This window comes from Streptomyces flavovariabilis (assembly GCF_000725785.1).
In the GTDB taxonomy this organism is placed as follows: domain Bacteria; phylum Actinomycetota; class Actinomycetes; order Streptomycetales; family Streptomycetaceae; genus Streptomyces; species Streptomyces hawaiiensis.
This window is the reverse complement of the sequence record NZ_JNXD01000014.1, coordinates 148,129-168,502: the sequence shown is the minus strand read 5'-3', so window position 1 is coordinate 168,502 and position 20,374 is coordinate 148,129. Positions and strand designations below refer to the sequence as shown.

General features: G+C 70.9%; 18 protein-coding genes. 16 read left to right on the top strand and 2 right to left on the bottom strand.

The window, feature by feature from the left end; all coding sequences use genetic code 11:
• Positions 1-5 precede the first annotated feature (5 nt).
• Entirely contained in the window at positions 6-563 is a 558-nt protein-coding gene (locus tag IO24_RS0124910; protein ID WP_031139054.1) for an HIT family protein, read from the top strand.
• Between the two features lie 147 nt (positions 564-710).
• Here the strand turns inward: IO24_RS0124910 and IO24_RS0124905 are convergent, their stop codons facing one another.
• Both IO24_RS0124905 and IO24_RS0124900 read right to left on the bottom strand, forming a co-directional pair.
• The gene (locus IO24_RS0124905) at positions 711-2,378 is read right to left on the bottom strand and encodes a membrane protein (RefSeq protein ID WP_031139051.1); all 1,668 of its coding nucleotides are present in this window, start codon (positions 2,376-2,378) and stop codon (positions 711-713) included.
• A gap of 171 nt (positions 2,379-2,549) precedes the next feature.
• Positions 2,550-4,748: an elongation factor G-like protein EF-G2 gene (locus IO24_RS0124900; RefSeq protein WP_031139049.1), complete on the bottom strand. Its 2,199-nt coding sequence runs from the start codon at positions 4,746-4,748 to the stop codon at positions 2,550-2,552.
• A gap of 245 nt (positions 4,749-4,993) precedes the next feature.
• Between IO24_RS0124900 and pgsA the strand changes: the two genes are divergently transcribed.
• The 15 genes from pgsA (at position 4,994) to relA (ending at position 20,357) form a co-directional block, all read left to right on the top strand.
• Positions 4,994-5,803, top strand: a complete 810-nt coding sequence (gene pgsA, locus IO24_RS0124895) for a phosphatidylinositol phosphate synthase (RefSeq protein ID WP_045296497.1) — start codon at positions 4,994-4,996, stop codon at positions 5,801-5,803.
• Complete coding sequence (locus IO24_RS0124890) at positions 5,800-6,708, top strand: phosphatidylinositol mannoside acyltransferase (protein WP_031139045.1); 909 nt, start codon at positions 5,800-5,802, stop codon at positions 6,706-6,708. Before pgsA ends, IO24_RS0124890 begins: the two co-directional genes overlap by 4 nt.
• Positions 6,705-7,868, top strand: coding sequence for a glycosyltransferase family 4 protein (locus IO24_RS0124885; protein WP_031139043.1), 1,164 nt, complete (start codon positions 6,705-6,707; stop codon positions 7,866-7,868). Before IO24_RS0124890 ends, IO24_RS0124885 begins: the two co-directional genes overlap by 4 nt.
• 75 nt (positions 7,869-7,943) lie before the next feature.
• Entirely contained in the window at positions 7,944-8,486 is a 543-nt protein-coding gene (locus IO24_RS0124880; RefSeq protein WP_031139041.1) for a LemA family protein, read from the top strand.
• A gap of 136 nt (positions 8,487-8,622) precedes the next feature.
• Positions 8,623-9,528, top strand: a complete 906-nt coding sequence (pdxS, locus tag IO24_RS0124875) for a pyridoxal 5'-phosphate synthase lyase subunit PdxS (protein WP_031139038.1) — start codon at positions 8,623-8,625, stop codon at positions 9,526-9,528.
• 13 nt (positions 9,529-9,541) lie between these two features.
• Complete coding sequence (pdxT, locus tag IO24_RS0124870; protein ID WP_031139036.1) at positions 9,542-10,150, top strand: pyridoxal 5'-phosphate synthase glutaminase subunit PdxT; 609 nt, start codon at positions 9,542-9,544, stop codon at positions 10,148-10,150.
• A 48-nt stretch (positions 10,151-10,198) separates the two neighbouring features.
• Complete coding sequence (locus IO24_RS0124865) at positions 10,199-10,951, top strand: YebC/PmpR family DNA-binding transcriptional regulator (RefSeq protein ID WP_031139034.1); 753 nt, start codon at positions 10,199-10,201, stop codon at positions 10,949-10,951.
• A gap of 199 nt (positions 10,952-11,150) precedes the next feature.
• On the top strand, positions 11,151-11,690 hold the full coding sequence (gene ruvC, locus IO24_RS0124860) for a crossover junction endodeoxyribonuclease RuvC (protein ID WP_031139032.1): 540 nt from the start codon (positions 11,151-11,153) through the stop codon (positions 11,688-11,690).
• Entirely contained in the window at positions 11,687-12,292 is a 606-nt protein-coding gene (gene ruvA / locus IO24_RS0124855) for a Holliday junction branch migration protein RuvA (protein WP_031139030.1), read from the top strand. Before ruvC ends, ruvA begins: the two co-directional genes overlap by 4 nt.
• Before the next feature lie 45 nt (positions 12,293-12,337).
• On the top strand, positions 12,338-13,408 hold the full coding sequence (gene ruvB / locus IO24_RS0124850) for a Holliday junction branch migration DNA helicase RuvB (RefSeq protein WP_031139028.1): 1,071 nt from the start codon (positions 12,338-12,340) through the stop codon (positions 13,406-13,408).
• A gap of 184 nt (positions 13,409-13,592) precedes the next feature.
• Positions 13,593-14,093 (top strand): preprotein translocase subunit YajC, encoded by a 501-nt coding sequence (gene yajC, locus IO24_RS0124845; protein WP_031139026.1) that lies wholly within the window; start codon positions 13,593-13,595, stop codon positions 14,091-14,093.
• A gap of 132 nt (positions 14,094-14,225) precedes the next feature.
• Entirely contained in the window at positions 14,226-15,992 is a 1,767-nt protein-coding gene (gene secD / locus IO24_RS0124840) for a protein translocase subunit SecD (RefSeq protein WP_031139024.1), read from the top strand.
• Between the two features lies 1 nt (position 15,993).
• Complete coding sequence (gene secF / locus IO24_RS0124835; RefSeq protein WP_031139022.1) at positions 15,994-17,109, top strand: protein translocase subunit SecF; 1,116 nt, start codon at positions 15,994-15,996, stop codon at positions 17,107-17,109.
• Positions 17,106-17,645, top strand: coding sequence for an adenine phosphoribosyltransferase (locus IO24_RS0124830; RefSeq protein WP_031139020.1), 540 nt, complete (start codon positions 17,106-17,108; stop codon positions 17,643-17,645). Before secF ends, IO24_RS0124830 begins: the two co-directional genes overlap by 4 nt.
• Before the next feature lie 192 nt (positions 17,646-17,837).
• Complete coding sequence (gene relA / locus IO24_RS0124825; RefSeq protein WP_031139017.1) at positions 17,838-20,357, top strand: GTP pyrophosphokinase; 2,520 nt, start codon at positions 17,838-17,840, stop codon at positions 20,355-20,357.
• The last annotated feature ends 17 nt before the right edge of the window (positions 20,358-20,374 follow it).

Sequence of the window (20,374 nt, the reverse complement as noted above, 5' to 3'; positions counted from 1 at the left end):
GCCATATGCTGCACTGCATGACGAGTGAGCCGGAGAAGCAGCTGGGAGTAGGGACGCAGGACGCGTTCCAGCGTCTGTGGACGCCCCACCGGATGGCCTACATCCAGGGCGAGAACAAGCCCACCGGCCCGGGTGCCGGCGACGGCTGCCCCTTCTGCTCGATCCCGGCCAAGTCCGACGAGGACGGCCTCGTCGTCCGGCGTGGCGAGCAGGTCTACGCGGTGCTCAACCTCTACCCGTACAACGGCGGGCACCTGATGACGGTGCCCTACCGGCATGTCGCCGACTACACCGACCTCACGGCGGGGGAGACCGCCGAGCTCGGCGAACTCACCAAACAGGCGATGACGGCCCTGCGCACGGCCTCCGGCGCACACGGCTTCAACATCGGCATGAACCAGGGGTCGGTCGCCGGCGCGGGCATCGCCGCGCACCTGCACCAGCACATCGTGCCGCGCTGGGGCGGGGACACGAACTTCATGCCGGTGGTGGGCCACACACGGGTGCTGCCGCAGCTGCTGGCCGACACGAGGAAGATGCTGGCGGAGTCCTGGCCCTCGTGACCGCGGGCCATCGTGCCGCCTGGGGCGATGGGGGTCCCCCTGCTCGAGCGAAGCCGAGAGCCTGGGGGAGGGTGGGCGCGGCGGCACCCCGCAGCGCCGGGTTGCGCGCCCACCTCGCCTCAGCGGCAACGCAGGGCACCTCAACAACTAGGCGTCGTACACATCGGCCTTCTTCGGCGAAGCCTCCTGAACCGCCCCGCTGAGCGCAGCCGACCTGGACCCGAACTTCTCCACGTCCACCCCGTTCTCCCGCAGCACCTTCAGCGCCGCCGCATGCACCACCCGCAGCACGGGCGTGGCCGCCCGCAGCGCGTCGTCGGCCATGAACCGGTGCCGCCACGGCTGGTCGGCCCACGCGTGCCGCAGACCGAACGGCTCCGGCAACGTCAGACTGCCGCCGAGCCAGTTCAGCAGCGGTGGGTACCAGGTCAGCGGGGCACGCGCGGCCAGCCTCACCACCTCGTCGGCGTCGATCAGGGGCATCTTCACGGTGCGGGTCTCCCAGAAGCGGAAGGCCTTCTGGACCGTCTTCTCCTTGGCCGCCGGCTTCTCGTTGAACAGGGGGTTGACCGGCCCCAACGCGTGCCCGGTGACCTCGATGCGCAGCGTGTCGTGCAGCACGGTCACCGTGATCAGCATCGTGATCACCAGATGGCCGTCCCACAGGGTCCACTGCACGCCCAGGTAGTGCCGGTCGCCGCTGCCGAACTGCTGCTTGTTGCAGATGTCCTGTATGGCGTGGGTCCGGACCGTGTACGCGTCGACGTCCGTACCGCTCGGCCGGGACACCTCCGTCGCCTTCTCGCCGATCGGCGAGACGACCCAGTGCGTGATGGACGGCTTGGGGAAGCCGCCGGTGTTGATGGACGTGCGCTCCAGCATGCCGAGACCGCCCTGGATCGCCACGATGACGTCCCAGCTGCGGAACGGGTGGAAGTCCTTGCCCGGATCGGCGGAGACCAGCTCCTCGGCCAGCTGCCAGCTGCCCCACCGCGTGCCCATGCCGAGTATGCCCTTGGGGCCGGCGTAGAAGACCGAGTTGGACCGCTGCTCGGCGGCGAGGCGGGCCAGCTCCTTGCGGATCTGCTCGGCCGCGTCACCGGGGTTGCCGGGAACGGCCTCGGGGATCTTGGCGCCCACACCGCCGCCGGACAGCATGCTCGACCAGCGCTCCCGCAGGTCACGCGCGGTCCGCTCGCAGATCTGCTTGGCCCAGAACCAGCCGACGACCGGCATGATCACCGCCGCGCGTCCGTACAGGGCCCAGAAGCCCGTGAACGGCATGCGGATCACGAACAGCACGGCGAGCGCCCCCACGGCGACCAGCAGGGTCGTGGCGAGGGCGCCGGCGCGCTTGTCCTCGCGCTTGGCCATCGTGGTGCGCAGCGTGAACACCAGCAGCCACACGAGGAAGCCGGGCAGGAAGAGCACCCCGCAGATCACCGTGATCGCCGACAGCAGGTTGTCGCGGTCGCGGCGGATGCGGTGGGCCGCCAGGCAGTGCTCCACGACGACCTGGGGCTCGATGCCGAAGGACTGGATGACCGGCTTGCGTCCGGCGCCCAGCATCCGGTCGATCACCGCGCGGGAGAAGGCCTCGCCGAACCTGGGGCGGAAGATCTTCGCCCAGGAGCGCGGCGGGGTCACCTTGGACTGGTGCCACTCGTTGTCGGCGTTCAGGATCTTGGTGACCTCGTCGTCCCGGTACGCCGCCGCGGCCAGCGCGTAGGTCGCCGCCGTCTGGCCGCTCGCACCCGCCAGGGGCACCTGGGCTCCCGGGCTGAAGTCGAATCCGTCCGTCACTGCCGCCCCCATCGCTGCCGCATCCGCATCTGCGGCCTTCCCGACTTCCGCGCTCCGCACACCTGTTGATCAGGTCATCAGCGTATCCGTCCGCACCGGCACGCGGGGGCGGGTGGCCCGTCAAGCGGCCCGCCCCCGCGCAGGGGGGCCCTCAGGAGGGCACTTGGTGGCGCCCGGCGCCAACTACGAGGCCTTGCGCTCCTCTTCACGCACCCGGTCCGCGATCTGCTGCGGCATCGGTTCATGCCGGGCGTACCGGCGGCTGAACCCCGCTGTGCCGTGCGCCATCGACCGCAGGTCGATCGCGTAGCGGCCGATCTCGATCTCGGGCACCTCGGCCCGGATCAGAGTGCGCCCGCCGGGTGTCTGCTCGGTGCCGAGCACCCGGCCGCGGCGCCCCGACAGGTCGCTCATCACGGCGCCCACGAAGTCGTCGCCGACCAGCACCGACACCTCGGCCACCGGCTCCAGCAGATGGATCTTCGCGTCGGCCGCGGCCTCCCGCAGGGCGAGCGCCCCGGCCGTCTGGAAGGCGGCGTCGGAGGAGTCCACCGAGTGCGCCTTGCCGTCCAGGAGGGTCACCCGTACGTCGATGAGCGGATACCCGGCCGCCACTCCCCTGGCCGCCTGGGCCCGTATGCCCTTCTCCACCGACGGGATGAACTGCCGGGGCACCGCGCCGCCCACGACCTTGTCGACGAACTCGATGCCGGAGCCGCCGGGCAGCGGCTCGACCTCGATCTCGCAGATCGCGAACTGCCCGTGCCCGCCGGACTGCTTGACGTGCCTGCCCCGGCCGGCCGACTTGGTCGCGAACGTCTCGCGCAGGGACACCCGGTGGGGGACGACGTCGACCTGGACGCCGTACCGGCTGCGCAGCCGCTCCAGGGCGACATCGGCGTGTGCCTCGCCCAGGCACCACAGGACCACCTGGCGGGTGTCCTGGTTCTGCTCCAGCCGCATCGTCGGGTCCTCGGCCACCAGCCGGGCCAGGCCCTGGGACAGCTTGTCCTCGTCCGGCTTGCTGTGCGCCTGGATGGCCAGCGGCAGCAGCGGGTCGGGCATCTGCCACGGCTCCATGAGCAGCGGGTCGTCCTTGGCGGACAGGGTGTCCCCGGTCTCGGCGCGGCTCAGCTTCGCCACACAGGCCAGGTCGCCCGCGATGACGTGCGACACCGGGCGCTGCTGTTTGCCGAACGGCGTGGACAGGGCGCCGATCCGCTCGTCGACGTCGTGGTCCTCGTGCCCGCGGTCGGCCAGCCCGTGCCCGGAGACGTGGACCGTCTGGTCGGCGCGCAGGGTGCCGGAGAACAGGCGGATCAGAGACAGCCGGCCCACGTACGGGTCCGAGGAGGTCTTCACGACCTCAGCGACCAGCGGGGCGTCCGGGTCGCACGGCTTGAGCTCGCGCGGCTTGCCGTCGATGGTCGTGACCCGCACCGTCTCGTGCTCCAGGGGCGTCGGGAAGCCCCGCGTGATCAGTTCCAGCAGTTCCACGGTGCCGAGCCCCTGCCGGGCGCCCTCACCCGCGGGGGCGGCGGCCAGGACGGGGAAGAAGACCCCGCGCGCGACGGCCCGCTCCAGGTCCTCGATGAGTGTCTTGACGTCGACCGGCTCCCCGCCGAGATAGCGGTCCATGAGGGTCTCGTCCTCGCTCTCCGAGATGATCCCCTCGATGAGCCGGTTGCGAGCCTCCTCGATCACCGGCAGCTGGTCCTCGCCCGGCTCGGACTCCTTGCGCTCGCCGGTCGAGTAGTCGAACAGCTTCTGCGACAGCAGCCCGATCAGCCCGGTCACGGGCGCGTGCCCGTCGGGCGCCTGGGGGCCGTGCAGCGGCAGGTAGAGCGGCAGGACCGCGTCGGGATCGTCCGCGCCGAAGGCCTCCGCGCAGGTCCGGGTCATCTCCTCGAAGTCGGAACGCGCCGACTCCAGGTGCGTGACGACGATGGCCCGGGGCATGCCCACGGCCGCGCACTCCTCCCACACCATGCGGGTCGAGCCGTCCACACCGTCCGAGGCCGAGACGACGAAGAGGGCCGCGTCCGCCGCGCGCAGACCGGCCCTGAGTTCACCGACGAAGTCGGCGTATCCGGGGGTGTCGAGCAGGTTGACCTTGATGCCGTCCCACTCGACGGGTACCAGGGAGAGCTGTACCGAGCGCTGCTGCCGGTGCTCGATGTCGTCGTAGTCGGATACGGTGCCGCCGTCCTCCACGCGGCCCGCCCGGTTCACCGCCCCCGCAGTGAGCGCGAGGGCTTCGACCAACGTGGTCTTTCCCGATCCGGAGTGGCCGACCAGCACCACATTCCGTACGGACTGAGGGTGGTCGGCCGCTCGTGCCCTGCCGGCGGCCCCAGGGTGTGTCTGTGCCTTGTCGCCCATGATCCTGCCTCCCGTGCACGGTGAGGTCACTGTGGGCGCGGACACGCGGGATCCTCCCCCAGACTCCGTCCGGGGGCACCCCCAGCGGTGGCGGCTCCGGCGACGCCCGCGGTCATTCGACCTTCCCACTCCCGTCACGGTGCGTCCATACGAACGACGTGACCGCACCGCCCACCAGCGGCCCGAGGGTTCCCCCGAAAGGGGTGCGGGTGCCCGCACCTCGGCCACGCGCGCGCGTGACTACGATGGGCCAGCCGGTGGCCAGCAGGGGCCAGACGGCGACACCGACCCTCGGGAAGGCCATGCTGAACAAGTACGCGCGTGCATTCTTCACGCGTGTCCTCACACCGTTCGCCGCGTTTCTGATCCGCCGGGGCGTCAGCCCCGACACCGTCACGCTCATCGGTACCGCCGGTGTGGTCGCGGGCGCGCTGGTCTTCTACCCCATGGGCGAGTTCTTCTGGGGCACGGTCGTGATCACGCTGTTCGTGTTCTCCGACCTCGTCGACGGCAACATGGCCCGTCAGCTCGGCCGCTCCAGCCGCTGGGGCGCTTTCCTGGACTCCACGCTCGACCGGGTCGCCGACGGCGCGATCTTCGGCGGCTTCATCCTCTGGTACGCCGGCGGGGGCGACGACCTCGTCCTGTGCGCCGTCTCGATCTTCTGCCTGGCCAGCGGCCAGGTGGTGTCGTACACCAAGGCCCGGGGCGAGTCGATCGGCCTGCCGGTCGCGGTCAACGGGCTCGTCGAGCGTGCCGAGCGTCTGGTGATCTCCCTGGTCGCGGCCGGGCTCGCGGGTCTGCACGCGTTCGGTGTGCCCGGCATCCAGTACCTGCTGCCCGTCGCCCTGTGGATCGTCGCCGTGGGCAGCCTCGTCACGCTGATCCAGCGGGTCGTCACGGTCCGCCGGGAGTCCGCCGAGGCCGAGGAGGCGGCGGCCGCCCAGGACGGTGCGGCCTCGCAGGACGGTGCGGCCTCGCAGGACGGTGCGGCCGCGCAGGACACCGAGGGCAAGCAGCACAACGCCTCCCACGGGAGCGAGGCGGCCACGTGAGCGCACAGGACCGGCTGACGGACGCGCTGTACGGCCTTGGCTGGAGCACGGTCAAGAAGCTCCCAGAGCCGGTCGCCGTACGGCTCGGCCGGACCATCGCCGACATGGCCTGGAAGCAGCGAGGCAAGGGCGTCCAGCGCCTGGAGAGCAACTACGCGCGCGTGGTGCCCGGCGCGAGCCCCGAGCGTCTCGCCGCGTTGTCCCGCGCGGGCATGCGCTCCTACCTGCGCTACTGGATGGAGTCGTTCCGCCTCCCGGCCTGGAGCAAGGAGCGGATCAAGGGCGGAGTCGAGGTCAAGGACCTGCACCACGTCACCGAGGGCCTGGACGCCGGCAAGGGCGTCATCGTCGCCCTGCCCCACCTGGCCAATTGGGACCTCGCCGGTGCCTGGGTCACCACGAAGCTCGGCATCCCGTTCACGACGGTCGCCGAGCGCCTGAAGCCGGAGACGCTGTACGACAGGTTCGTCGCCTACCGCGAGGGCCTCGGCATGGAGGTCCTGCCGCACAGCGGCGGCACGGCCTTCGGCACCCTGGCCCGGCGGCTGCGCGACGGCGGCCTGGTCTGCCTGGTCGCCGACCGCGACCTGTCCGCATCGGGCGTCGAGGTGGACTTCTTCGGTGACACGGCCCGCATGCCGGCCGGACCGGCGCTGCTCGCCCAGCAGACGGGCGCCCTGCTGCTGCCCGTCACGCTCTGGTACGACGGCTCGCCCGTGATGCGGGGCCGGGTCCATCCGCCCGTCGAGGTCCCCGAGTCAGGCACGCGCGCCGAGAAGACGTCCGTCATGACACAGGCGCTGGCCGACGCCTTCGCCACGGGGATCGCCGACCATCCGGAGGACTGGCACATGCTGCAGCGCTTGTGGCTCACGGACCTCGACCCCGAGAAGGGGCGCCCGTGAGGATCGGCATCGTCTGCCCGTACTCCTGGGACGTACCGGGCGGCGTCCAGTTCCACATCCGCGACCTCGCCGAGTACTTCCTCCGCCTCGGCCACGAGGTGTCCGTCCTGGCCCCGGCCGACGACGACACCCCGCTGCCGCCGTACGTGGTCTCGGCCGGGCGCGCGGTGCCGGTCCCGTACAACGGGTCGGTGGCCCGGCTGAACTTCGGCTTCCTGAGCGCCGCCCGGGTGCGCCGCTGGCTGCACGACGGCGCGTTCGACGTCATCCACATCCACGAGCCGACCTCGCCCTCGCTGGGCCTGCTGACCTGCTGGGCCGCCCAGGGGCCGATCGTGGCGACCTTCCACACCTCCAACCCGCGCTCCCGCGCGATGATCGCCGCGTACTCGATCCTCCAGGCCGCCCTGGAGAAGATCAGCGCCCGCATCGCGGTGAGCGAGTACGCCCGCCGCACCCTCGTCGAGCACCTCGGCGGCGACGCCGTGGTGATCCCGAACGGTGTCGACGTCGATTTCTTCGCGGAGGCCGAACCCAAGGCGGAGTGGCAGGGCGACACCGTCGGCTTCATAGGGCGCATCGACGAGCCCCGCAAGGGACTCCCGGTGCTGATGAAGGCCCTGCCGAAGATCCTCGCCGCGCGCCCGCAGACCCGGCTGCTGGTCGCCGGGCGCGGAGACGAGGAGGAGGCCGTGGCGTCCCTGCCGGCCGAGCTGCGCTCCCGCGTCGAGTTCCTCGGCATGGTCAGCGATGAGGACAAGGCCCGCTTCCTGCGCAGCGTCGACCTGTACGTCGCTCCCAACACCGGCGGCGAGAGCTTCGGCATCATCCTCGTCGAGGCCATGTCCGCCGGAGCTCCCGTCCTCGCCTCCGACCTGGACGCCTTCGCCCAGGTCCTGGACCGGGGGGCGGCCGGCGAACTGTTCCCCACGGAGGACGCCGACGCCCTGGCCGACGCGGCCGTACAGCTCCTGGCGGACCCGGAGCGGCGGGCGGAGCTGCGCCGGCGGGGGAGCGCCCACGTACGGCGCTTCGACTGGTCGACCGTCGGCGCGGACATCCTGTCCGTCTACGAGACGGTGACGGCCGGAGCGGCGGCGGTGGCCGAGGACGAGCGGACGACCGGGCTGTGGGGGCGGCTGGGGTTCGCCCGGGACTGAGACCGGGCCCGGCGGCCGACCACGGGCCGGGCAGGGTGAACGGCGAGGACGCTCGTGCCGCTAGCCTTGCCGCCCGTGACCACCACTCTCATCTGGATCGTCGTCGCCCTGGTCGCGATCGGGCTCTACCTGAGCTGGACCGCCGGCCGGCTCGACCGACTCCACGCCCGGATCGACGCCGCCCGGGCCGCCCTGGACGCGCAACTGCTGCGCCGGGCCTCGGTGGCGCAGGAACTGGCGACGGCGGGTGTCCTGGACCCGGCCGCCTCGATCGTGCTGTACGAGGCCGCGCACGCCGCCCGGCAGGCCGAGGAGGAGCAGCGGGAGGTCGCCGAGAGCGACCTGAGCCAGGCGCTGAGGGCCGTCTTCGGGGAGGCCCCGCAGGTGGAGGCGGTGCGCGAGGCGCCCGGGGGAGAGGAAGCGGCCCGCGAACTCACCGAGGCGGTGCGCAGGGTGCCGATGGCCCGGCGCTTCCACAACGACGCCGTACGGGCGGCCCGGGCCCTGCGCCGGCACCGCAAGGTGCGCTGGTTCCGCCTGGCCGGTCACGCGCCCTTCCCGATGGCCTTCGAAATGGACGACGAGCCTCCGGCGGCCCTGGTGGACCGGGCCGCCTGAGCCCCGTTCACACGGCGTTCTCCGGCCGACCGGCCCAAAAGGATCCACGGCGTTCCTATTGGCCCTTGCTGTGGCCTGGTTCTCTCGCGTTTCCTCAGTGCTGCAGAAACCCCCTTTCCCACCAGCGAGGTCACCCGTGTCCATCTCCGAAAACCAGGCTCCCGAGACCGGCACCGCCCGTGTGAAGCGCGGCATGGCCGAGCAGCTCAAGGGCGGCGTCATCATGGACGTCGTCACGCCGGAGCAGGCGAAGATCGCCGAGGACGCGGGCGCCGTCGCCGTCATGGCCCTGGAGCGGGTCCCGGCCGACATCCGCAAGGACGGCGGCGTGGCCCGCATGTCCGACCCGGACATGATCGAGGGCATCATCGAGGCCGTCTCGATCCCGGTCATGGCCAAGTCCCGCATCGGCCACTTCGTCGAGGCCCAGGTCCTGCAGTCCCTCGGCGTCGACTACATCGACGAGTCCGAGGTCCTCACCCCCGCCGACGAGGTCAACCACTCCGACAAGTGGGCCTTCACCACGCCGTTCGTCTGCGGTGCCACCAACCTGGGTGAGGCCCTGCGCCGCATCGCCGAGGGCGCCGCGATGATCCGCTCCAAGGGCGAGGCCGGCACCGGCAACGTCGTCGAGGCCGTCCGCCACCTGCGCCAGATCAAGAACGAGATCGCCCGCCTGCGCGGCTACGACAACAACGAGCTCTACGCCGCCGCCAAGGAGCTGCGCGCCCCGTACGAGCTGGTCAAGGAAGTCTCCGAGCTCGGCAAGCTCCCCGTCGTGCTGTTCTCCGCCGGCGGTGTCGCCACCCCCGCCGACGCGGCCCTGATGCGTCAGCTCGGCGCCGAGGGCGTCTTCGTCGGCTCCGGCATCTTCAAGTCCGGCGACCCGGCCAAGCGCGCCGCCGCCATCGTGAAGGCCACCACCTTCTACGACGACCCGAAGATCATCGCCGACGCCTCCCGCAACCTGGGCGAGGCCATGGTCGGCATCAACTGCGACACCCTCCCCGAGGCCGAGCGCTACGCCAACCGCGGCTGGTAAGGCACAGGAACCCATGAGCGACACCCCCGTCATAGGCGTCCTGGCCCTCCAGGGCGACGTTCGGGAGCACCTCGTCGCCCTGGCCGCGGCCGACGCCGTGGCCAGGCCGGTGCGGCGCCCCGAGGAACTCGCCGAGGTCGACGGCCTCGTCCTCCCCGGCGGCGAGTCCACCACCATCTCCAAGCTGGCCGTCCTGTTCGGCCTGATGGAGCCCCTCCGCGCGCGCGTGCGGGACGGCATGCCCGTCTACGGCACCTGCGCCGGCATGATCCTGCTCGCCGACAAGATCCTCGACCCGCGCTCGGGCCAGGAGACCATCGGCGGCATCGACATGATCGTGCGCCGCAACGCCTTCGGACGGCAGAACGAGTCCTTCGAAGCGGCCGTCGCCCTCCAGGGCGTCGAGGGCGACCCGGTGGAGGGCGTCTTCATCCGCGCCCCCTGGGTGGAGTCCGTCGGCGCCCGGGCCGAGGTGCTCGCCGAGCACGACGGCCACATCGTCGCGGTCCGCCAGGGCACCGCGCTGGCCACGTCGTTCCACCCGGAGCTGACCGGCGACCACCGCGTCCACGCCCTGTTCGTCGACATGGTGCGGGCGGACCGGACAGCCGAGTCCTTGTAGGATTCCTGCGTTCGTTGCTGAGATGGGTTACGCGAAGGAGACAGGCAGATGTCCGGCCACTCTAAATGGGCCACGACGAAGCACAAGAAGGCCGTCATCGATGCCAAGCGCGGCAAGCTCTTCGCGAAGCTGATCAAGAACATCGAGGTCGCGGCGCGGATGGGCGGCGCCGACATCGATGGCAACCCGACGCTCTACGACGCCATCCAGAAGGCCAAGAAGTCGTCGGTCCCCAACAAGAACATCGACTCCGCGGTCAAGCGCGGCGCGGGCCTGGAGGCCGGCGGCGCCGACTACGAGACGATCATGTACGAGGGCTACGGCCCGAACGGTGTCGCGGTGCTCATCGAGTGCCTCACCGACAACCGCAACCGCGCCGCCTCCGAGGTCCGCGTCGCCATGACCCGCAACGGTGGCTCGATGGCCGACCCGGGCTCGGTGTCGTACCTGTTCAACCGCAAGGGCGTCGTGATCGTCCCCAAGGGCGAGCTGTCCGAGGACGACGTGCTGACCGCCGTGCTCGACGCGGGCGCCGAGGAGGTCAACGACCTCGGCGAGAGCTTCGAGGTCCTCAGCGAGGCCACCGACCTGGTCGCGGTCCGCACCGCCCTCCAGGACGCCGGCATCGACTACGACTCCGCCGACGCCAACTTCGTCCCGACCATGCAGGTCGAGCTGGACGAGGAGGGCGCCAAGAAGATCTTCAAGCTGATCGACGCGCTGGAGGACAGCGACGACGTGCAGAACGTCTTCGCCAACTTCGACGTCAGCGACGAGGTCATGGAGAAGGTCGACGCGTAACGCGCCGCGAATGCCGCGATCTCGGCGGGCCGGGGGACACACGTCTTCCGGCCCGCTGTCGTTGTCGGTGGCAACGGATAGCCTGGCGTAGCCAAAGATCACCGTCCACGGACCGCGACCCTCAATTGAGGAACCACGACGGTGCTCAGCCAGGTCCGCGAGAGCGGCGGCGGTTCAGCCGCAAAAAAGGGGAGGGCGCGTGCGCGTACTGGGGGTGGACCCGGGGCTGACCCGGTGTGGTGTCGGCGTCGTCGAGGGCGTCGCCGGACGGCCGCTCACGATGATCGGCGTCGGTGTCGTCCGCACGCCCGCCGACGCCGACCTCGGCCACCGCCTCGTCGCCGTCGAGCAGGGCATCGAGCAGTGGCTCGACGAGCACCGGCCCGAATGCGTCGCCGTCGAGCGGGTCTTCAGCCAGCACAACGTCCGTACGGTGATGGGCACCGCCCAGGCCAGCGCCGTCGCCATGCTCTGCGCCGCCCGCCGCGGCATCCCCGTGGCGCTGCACACCCCGAGCGAGGTCAAGGCAGCCGTCACCGGCAGCGGCCGGGCCGACAAGGCCCAGGTGGGCGCCATGGTCACCCGCCTGCTCCGGCTCAGCGCCCCGCCCAAGCCCGCCGACGCGGCCGACGCCCTCGCCCTCGCCATCTGCCACATCTGGCGCGCCCCCGCGCAGAACCGACTCCAGCAGGCCGTCGCCCTGCACACCGCCAAAGCACCGAAAGGCCGTACGGCATGATCGCCTTCGTCAGCGGCACAGTGGCCGCACTCGCTCCCGACGCCGCGGTCGTCGAGGTCGGCGGTGTCGGCATGGCCGTGCAGTGCACGCCGAACACGCTGTCCACACTCCGCATGGGGCAGCCCGCCAAGCTCCACACGTCCCTGGTCGTACGCGAGGACTCCCTCACCCTGTACGGCTTCGCCGACGACGACGAGCGGCAGGTCTTCGAACTGCTCCAGACGGCCAGCGGTGTCGGTCCCCGGCTGGCCCAGGCCATGCTCGCCGTGCACAGCCCGGACGCACTGCGCCGGGCCGTCGCGACCGCCGACGAAAAGGCCCTCACCGCCGTCCCCGGCATCGGCAAGAAGGGCGCCCAGAAGCTGCTCCTGGAGCTGAAGGACCGGCTCGGCGCGCCCGTCGGCTCCCCGGCCGTGGGGGCTCCGGTCAGCACCGGCTGGCGCGACCAGCTGCACGCGGCTCTCATCGGTCTCGGGTACGCGACCCGGGAGGCCGACGAGGCGGTGACCGCCGTGGCCCCGCAGGCCGAGGCCGCCGGGGGCACGCCCCAGGTCGGGCAGCTGCTGAAGGCGGCCCTGCAGACGCTGAACCGCGCCCGCTAGTCCGAGCAGACCGTACCTCCGTACCGAGATTCCGAGGCACACTCCATGAACTGGGACGACACGACCGACGCCGATGCCGCCGAGCGGCTGGTGGACTCCGTCGCCGACCGTGAGGACCAGGCCGTCGAGGCCGCCCTGCGCCCCAAGGACCTGGACGAGTTCATCGGCCAGGAGAAGGTCCGCGCGCAGCTCGACCTCGTGCTGCGCGCCGCACGCGCGCGTGGCGCGACGGCGGACCATGTGCTGCTCTCCGGGGCCCCCGGCCTCGGCAAGACCACCCTGTCGATGATCATCGCGGCCGAGATGGGCGCCCCCATCCGCATCACCTCGGGCCCCGCCATCCAGCACGCCGGCGACCTCGCCGCGATCCTCTCCTCCCTCCAGGAGGGCGAGGTCCTCTTCCTCGACGAGATCCACCGCATGTCCCGGCCCGCCGAGGAGATGCTGTACATGGCGATGGAGGACTTCCGCGTCGACGTCATCGTCGGCAAGGGCCCGGGCGCCACGGCCATCCCGCTGGAGCTGCCCCCCTTCACCCTGGTCGGCGCCACCACCCGGGCCGGTCTGCTCCCGCCCCCGCTGCGCGACCGCTTCGGCTTCACCGCGCACATGGAGTTCTACGAACCGGCCGAACTGGAGCGGGTCATCCACCGCTCGGCCAGCCTCCTGGAGGTCGAGATCGAGCCGGAGGGCGCCGCCGAGATCGCCGGCCGCTCCCGCGGCACGCCCCGGATCGCCAACCGCCTGCTGCGCCGCGTCCGCGACTACGCGCAGGTCAAGGCCGACGGCCTGATCACCAGGGACATCGCGGCGGCGGCCCTCGCCGTGTACGAGGTGGACGCGCGCGGCCTCGACCGCCTCGACCGGGGCGTGCTGGAGGCCCTGCTCAAGCTGTTCGGCGGCGGTCCGGTCGGCCTCTCCACACTCGCTGTCGCGGTGGGGGAGGAACGTGAGACCGTGGAGGAGGTCGCCGAGCCCTTCCTCGTACGGGAGGGCCTGCTGGCCCGCACCCCCCGCGGCCGGGTCGCCACACCCGCCGCATGGGCGCATCTCGGCCTCACCCCGCCACGCTCCCAGACCGCCGGAAACGGACAACAGGACCTGTTCGGGGCGTGACGGCGCCGTCACGGCTCCGGGCGGCGAGGTCATTGGCCGGAGCAGGAACCCCGGTGCCATGCTGAGCGTTGTTCCCTGCGCGCGGACTCGCTTAGACTCCGCCGATGCCGCCTTTGCCGGCGGCGTACACACCCCCAACCATCTGGCCGCTCACAGCGCGGTCGTGTGAAGGAAGTACCGACCCGTGAGTCTCCTGACCCTCCTCCCGTTCATCGTGCTCATCGGGGCCATGTTCCTGATGACCCGGTCGGCAAAGAAGAAGCAGCAGGCCGCCGCCGACATGCGGAACCAGATGCAGCCCGGCAGCGGTATCCGCACCATCGGGGGCATGTACGCCACGGTCAAGGAGGTCAACGAGGACACCGTCCTCGTCGACGCCGGCCCCGGCGTCGATCTCCTCTTCGCCAAGAACGCGATCGGTGCCGTCCTCACCGACGACGAGTACAACCGCATCGTCCACGGCGTCGAGCACGACCTGAAGTCCGACGCCGACATCGTCCCGGACGACGCCTCCTCCCTCACCGAGACCGGCGACTCCGCCGCCGACGACAAGGCCGTCGACCTCGGCAAGAAGGACGCGGCCGACGAGCCGGCCGCCGACGCCGTGGCCGACGACGCCCCGGCCGCCGAGGCGAAGGCGGACGCAGAGCCGAAGAAGACCGACGGCGACTCCGAGGCGAAGTAGTCGTGTCCCGGGGTGCGCGGGTCCGGCCCGCGCACCCCGGGACACGCCCAGCTCGCACGGAATCCCGACACCATGTCATGGCCGCCCGTCCGCCGATCCGGAGCGAGGTGGCCCGAGAGGGAGTACGAGAAGGTGGCCACACCTAAAAAGGGCAGGAACGCGAGCGCCCAGAGCAAGCCGGGGCGCTCGCTGGCCCTGATCCTGATCGCCATCGCGGCGCTCACCGGTGGGATGTTCGCCTCGGGTCACACGAAGCCGCGTCTCGGCATCGACCTGGCCGGCGGTACGAGCATCACGCTCCGCGCGGTCCCCGAGGCCGGCAACGAGTCGGCGATCAACAAGACCAATATGGACACCGCCGTCTCCATCATGGAGCGCCGTGTCAATGGTCTGGGCGTCTCCGAGTCCGAGGTCCAGACGCAGGGCCGGGAAAACATCATCGTCAACATTCCCAAGGGCACCAACTCGGAGCAGGCCCGCAAGCAGGTCGGCACCACCGCCAAGCTCTACTTCCGCCCGGTCCTCGCCACCGAGGTCTCCGGCGGCAAGGGCACGGCCAGCCCCTCCCCGAGCCCCACCGGCAGCCCCACGGACAAGCCGTCCGGCAAGGCCACCGACAAGCCCGAGGCCACCGACAAGGGCTCCGCCTCCCCGTCCGCCACGCCCACCACCCAGGGCCGCGCGGTCACCGACGCGCTGAAGGCCGACGCCACGCCGTCCGCGAGCGCCTCGGACAAGGCGAAGGCCAGCCCCTCCCCGTCGGCGAGCGGCGGCACCGCCGAGGCCGACGCGAGCGCGCTGCAGGCCAAGTACGCCAAGCTCGACTGCACCGACGAGAAGTCCCGCGCCACCGTGGGCGACGGCGTCAAGGCCTCCGACCCGACGCTGGCCTGCGGCAAGAACGCGCAGGAACAGTGGCAGAAGTACATCCTCGGCCCCGCCGAGGTCGACGGCACGGACGTCGACAAGGCCCAGGCCGTCCTGAACACGCAGACCGGTGCGGGCTGGACGGTGACGATGGACTTCACCGACGCCGGCGCCAAGAAGTTCGCGAACATCACCGGCAAGCTGGCGCAGAACCAGTCCCCGCAGAACCAGTTCGCGATCGTCCTGGACGGCGAGGTGGTCTCCGACCCGTACGTCCGGCAGGCTCTGACCGGTGGAAACGCCGAGATCTCCGGCAACTTCAACCAGCAGTCCGCCCAGGACCTCTCCAACATGCTGTCGTACGGCGCGCTGCCGCTGACCTTCAAGGTCGACAGCATGACGACCGTGACCGCCGCGCTGGGCGGTGACCAGCTGCAGGCCGGGCTGATCGCCGGCGCGATCGGTCTCGCGCTGGTCGTCATCTATCTGCTGGCCTACTACCGCGGTCTGTCGTTCATCGCGATCCTCTCGCTGCTGGTCTCCGCCGCCCTCACCTACACGCTCATGGCCCTGCTCGGCCCGGCCATCGGCTTCGCGCTGAACCTGCCGGCCGTCTGCGGTGCCATCGTCGCCATCGGCATCACGGCGGACTCGTTCATCGTGTACTTCGAACGCGTCCGCGACGAGATCCGGGAGGGCCGCTCGCTGCGCCCCGCAGTCGAGCGGGCCTGGCCGCGCGCCCGGCGCACCATCCTGGTCTCCGACTTCGTGTCGTTCCTGGCCGCCGCGGTGCTCTTCCTCGTCACGGTCGGCAAGGTCCAGGGCTTCGCGTTCACGCTCGGCCTGACCACCCTGCTCGACGTGGTCGTCGTGTTCCTCTTCACCAAGCCGCTGCTCACCCTGATGGCCCGTCGCCCGTTCTTCGCGAACGGCCACAAGTGGTCGGGCCTCGACCCGAAGAGCCTGGGCGCCCAGCCGCCGCTGCGCCGTACCCGCCGCCCCGCCGCCCCCGTCGACCCGAAGGAGGCCTGAGATGTCGAAACTCGGCACCCTCGGCGCCCGACTGCACCGTGGCGAGATCGGCTACGACTTCGTCAAGAACCGCAAGATCTGGTACGGCCTCTCCATCCTGATCACCATCCTGGCCATCGCCGGTCTGGCGGTCCGCGGGCTGAACATGGGCATCGAGTTCCAGGGCGGCGCGGTCTTCAACACCCCGAAGAACACCAGCGTCTCGGTGTCCCAGGCGGAGGAGTACGCGGAAGAGGCCTCCGGCCACGACGCGATCGTCCAGAAACTCGGCGACGGCAGCCTGCGCATCCAGGTCGCCGGCATCGACACCGGCGCGGCGAACGAGATCAAGAGCACACTCGCCGACGACCTCAAGATCGACTCTGAGCAGATCAACGCCGAACTGGTCGGCCCGAGCTGGGGCGAGCAGATCGCCAACAAGGCCTGGCAGGGCCTCGGCATCTTCCTGGTCCTCGTCGTGATCTACCTGGCGATCGCCTTCGAGTGGCGTATGGCCGTCGCGGCGTTCGTCGCCCTGATCCACGACATCACCATCACGGTCGGCATCTACGCCCTGGTCGGCTTCGAGGTCACACCGGGCACGGTGATCGGTCTGCTGACCATCCTCGGCTACTCGCTCTACGACACGGTCGTGGTCTTCGACAGCCTCAAGGAACAGACGAAGGACCTCACCAAGCAGACCCGCTGGACCTACAGCGATGTCGCCAACCGGTCGATCAACAGCACTCTGGTCCGCTCCATCAACACCACGGTGGTCGCGCTGCTGCCGGTCGCCGGCCTGTTGTTCATCGGTGGCGGCGTCCTCGGCGCCGGCATGCTGAACGACATCTCGCTGTCGCTGTTCGTCGGCCTCGCCGCCGGTGCGTACTCCTCGATCTTCATCGCCACGCCGCTCGTCGCCGACCTCAAGGAGCGCGAGCCGGCGATGAAGGCACTGAGGAAGCGCGTCCTGGCCAAGCGGGCGCAGTCCGCCGCCCAGGGCGAGACCGAGGTCCAGGACGCGGAGGTGTACGCCGACGAGCCCGAGGACGACGCCGCACCCGCGGTGGTCGGGCCGCGCAACCAGCCGGCCTCCCGCGGCCGCGGCCGCGGCCGCCCCTCGGGGAAGCGCCGATGACCGACATCAGGGAGCTGCTGCTCAGCCGCATCCGCGACGTGGCCGACTACCCGGAGCCGGGCGTGATGTTCAAGGACATCACCCCGCTTCTGGCGGACCCGGCGGCGTTCACCGCCCTGACCGACGCTCTCGCCGAGATCGCCGAGCGCACCGGCGCCACCAAAGTCGTCGGCCTGGAGGCCCGCGGCTTCATCCTCGGCGCCCCGGTCGCCGTCCGCGCCGGCCTCGGCTTCATCCCCGTACGCAAGGCGGGCAAGCTCCCCGGAGCCACCCTCGCCCAGGCCTACGACCTGGAGTACGGCTCGGCGGAGCTCGAGGTGCACGCCGAGGACCTCACCGCCGACGACCGCGTCCTGATCGTCGACGACGTCCTCGCCACCGGCGGCACCGCCGAGGCCTCGGTCCAGCTCATCCGCCGGGCCGGCGCCGAGGTCGCGGGTCTCGCCGTCCTCATGGAGCTCGGCTTCCTCAGCGGCCGCGCCCGCCTGGAGCCGGCGCTGAACAGCGCCCCGCTGGAGGCGCTGCTCACGGTCTAGCGACCGCGTAGCGGGCCGGTGGACACCGGCACGACACCGCGCAGGCGGGCCCGGGGGAGCCGGTGCCCGCCTCGTGCGTTTCCGGGGTAGACGGTCCTCACATTGGCCTGAAGGCGATCCTTGGGCTCAGGATCGCTACCATGGGGGTCCGGAGCCTGACCGGGGGACCCGGATCGCGCACGAGGAGCCCTCTTGCCAGACGAGGCCCAGCACCTGACCGCCGCCAAGCCCGAGTCCGCCTCGGCAGCGGCGGCGAAGCCCGCGCCGACCACGCCCCACGCGAAGAACGACGCCCGTGGGCCGGTCGAGCACGCCCAGGCGGCGCCGGCCGACAAGCCCGCCGAGCAGACGCGGCCCAAGCCCAACCCGCCCGCGGTGCGTCAGGGTGCCGGACAGCAGGCCCGCTCCGGCTCCTCCAACCGTGTGCGCGCCCGTCTGGCCCGGCTCGGCGTGCAGCGCGCGAACCCGTACAACCCGGTGCTGGAGCCGCTGCTGCGGATAGTGCGCGGCAACGACCCGAAGATCGAGACGTCGACGCTCCGCCAGATCGAGCGCGCCTACCAGGTCGCCGAGCGCTGGCACCGCGGCCAGAAGCGCAAGAGCGGTGACCCGTACATCACGCACCCCCTCGCCGTGACGACCATCCTCGCCGAGCTGGGCATGGATCCGGCCACGCTGATGGCCGGGCTGCTGCACGACACGGTCGAGGACACCGAGTACGGCCTGGACGACCTGCGCCGCGACTTCGGCGATGTCGTCACCCTGCTCGTCGACGGCGTCACCAAGCTGGACAAGGTCAAGTTCGGCGAGGCCGCGCAGGCCGAGACCGTCCGCAAGATGGTCGTCGCCATGGCCAAGGACCCGCGCGTCCTGGTCATCAAGCTCGCCGACCGCCTGCACAACATGCGCACCATGCGCTACCTCAAGCGCGAGAAGCAGGAGAAGAAGGCGCGCGAGACCCTGGAGATCTACGCGCCGCTGGCCCACCGCCTGGGCATGAACACCATCAAGTGGGAGCTGGAGGACCTCGCCTTCGCGATCCTCTACCCCAAGATGTACGACGAGATCGTCCGCCTGGTCGCCGAGCGCGCCCCGAAGCGAGACGAGTACCTCGCGATCGTCACCGACGAGGTCCAGCAGGACCTGCGGGCGGCCCGCATCAAGGCGACCGTCACCGGCCGCCCCAAGCACTACTACAGCGTCTACCAGAAGATGATCGTCCGCGGCCGGGACTTCGCGGAGATCTACGACCTGGTGGGCATCCGCGTCCTCGTGGACACCGTCCGCGACTGCTACGCGGCCCTCGGCACGGTGCACGCGCGATGGAACCCGGTCCCCGGCCGGTTCAAGGACTACATCGCGATGCCCAAGTTCAACATGTACCAGTCGCTGCACACGACGGTCATCGGCCCCGGCGGCAAGCCGGTAGAGCTGCAGATCCGCACCTTCGACATGCACCGCCGCGCCGAGTACGGCATCGCCGCGCACTGGAAGTACAAGCAGGAGGCCGTCGCCGGCGCGTCCAAGGTGCGCAGCGATGCTCCCAAGTCGTCCGGCAAGGGCAAGGACGACCACCTCAACGACATGGCCTGGCTGCGGCAGCTGCTGGACTGGCAGAAGGAGACGGAGGACCCCGGCGAGTTCCTGGAGTCCCTGCGCTTCGACCTCTCCCGCAACGAGGTCTTCGTCTTCACCCCCAAGGGCGACGTCATAGCGCTCCCGGCCGGGGCCACCCCCGTGGACTTCGCCTACGCGGTGCACACCGAGGTCGGGCACCGCACGATCGGCGCCCGCGTCAACGGCCGGCTGGTCCCGCTGGAGTCCACGCTCGACAACGGCGACCTGGTGGAGGTCTTCACCTCCAAGGCGGCCGGAGCCGGTCCGTCCCGCGACTGGCTCGGCTTCGTCAAGTCGCCGCGCGCCCGCAACAAGATCCGGGCCTGGTTCTCCAAGGAGCGCCGCGACGAGGCGATCGAGCAGGGCAAGGACGCCATCGTCCGCGCGATGCGCAAGCAGAACCTGCCGATCCAGCGCATCCTGACCGGCGATTCCCTGGTGACCCTCGCGCACGAGATGCGCTACGCCGACATCTCCGCCCTGTACGCGGCGATCGGCGAAGGCCACGTCTCCGCACAGAACATCGTGCAGAAGCTGGTCCAGGCCCTCGGCGGCGAGGAGGCCGCCACCGAGGAGATCGACGAGTCGGTCCCGCCGGCCCGCGGCCGCAGCCGCAAGCGCCGCTCCAGCGCCGACCCGGGCGTCGTCGTCAAGGGCGTCGACGACGTGTGGGTCAAGCTGGCCCGCTGCTGTACACCCGTCCCGGGCGACCCCATCATCGGCTTCGTCACCCGCGGCAGTGGCGTATCGGTTCACCGCAGCGACTGCGTGAACGTCGACTCACTGTCCCGGGAGCCCGAGCGCATCCTCGAGGTCGAGTGGGCGCCCACCCAGTCCTCGGTCTTCCTGGTCGCCATCCAGGTCGAGGCCCTGGACCGCTCCCGGCTCCTCTCGGACGTCACCCGTGTGCTGTCCGACCAGCACGTCAACATCCTCTCCGCGGCCGTGCAGACCTCCCGCGACCGCGTCGCCACCTCCCGCTTCACCTTCGAGATGGGTGACCCGAAGCACCTCGGCCACGTGCTGAAGGCGGTCCGGGGCGTGGAGGGCGTGTACGACGTGTACCGGGTGACGTCGGCGCGCAGCAGGTCGTAACAGGCCGTCGCACACGA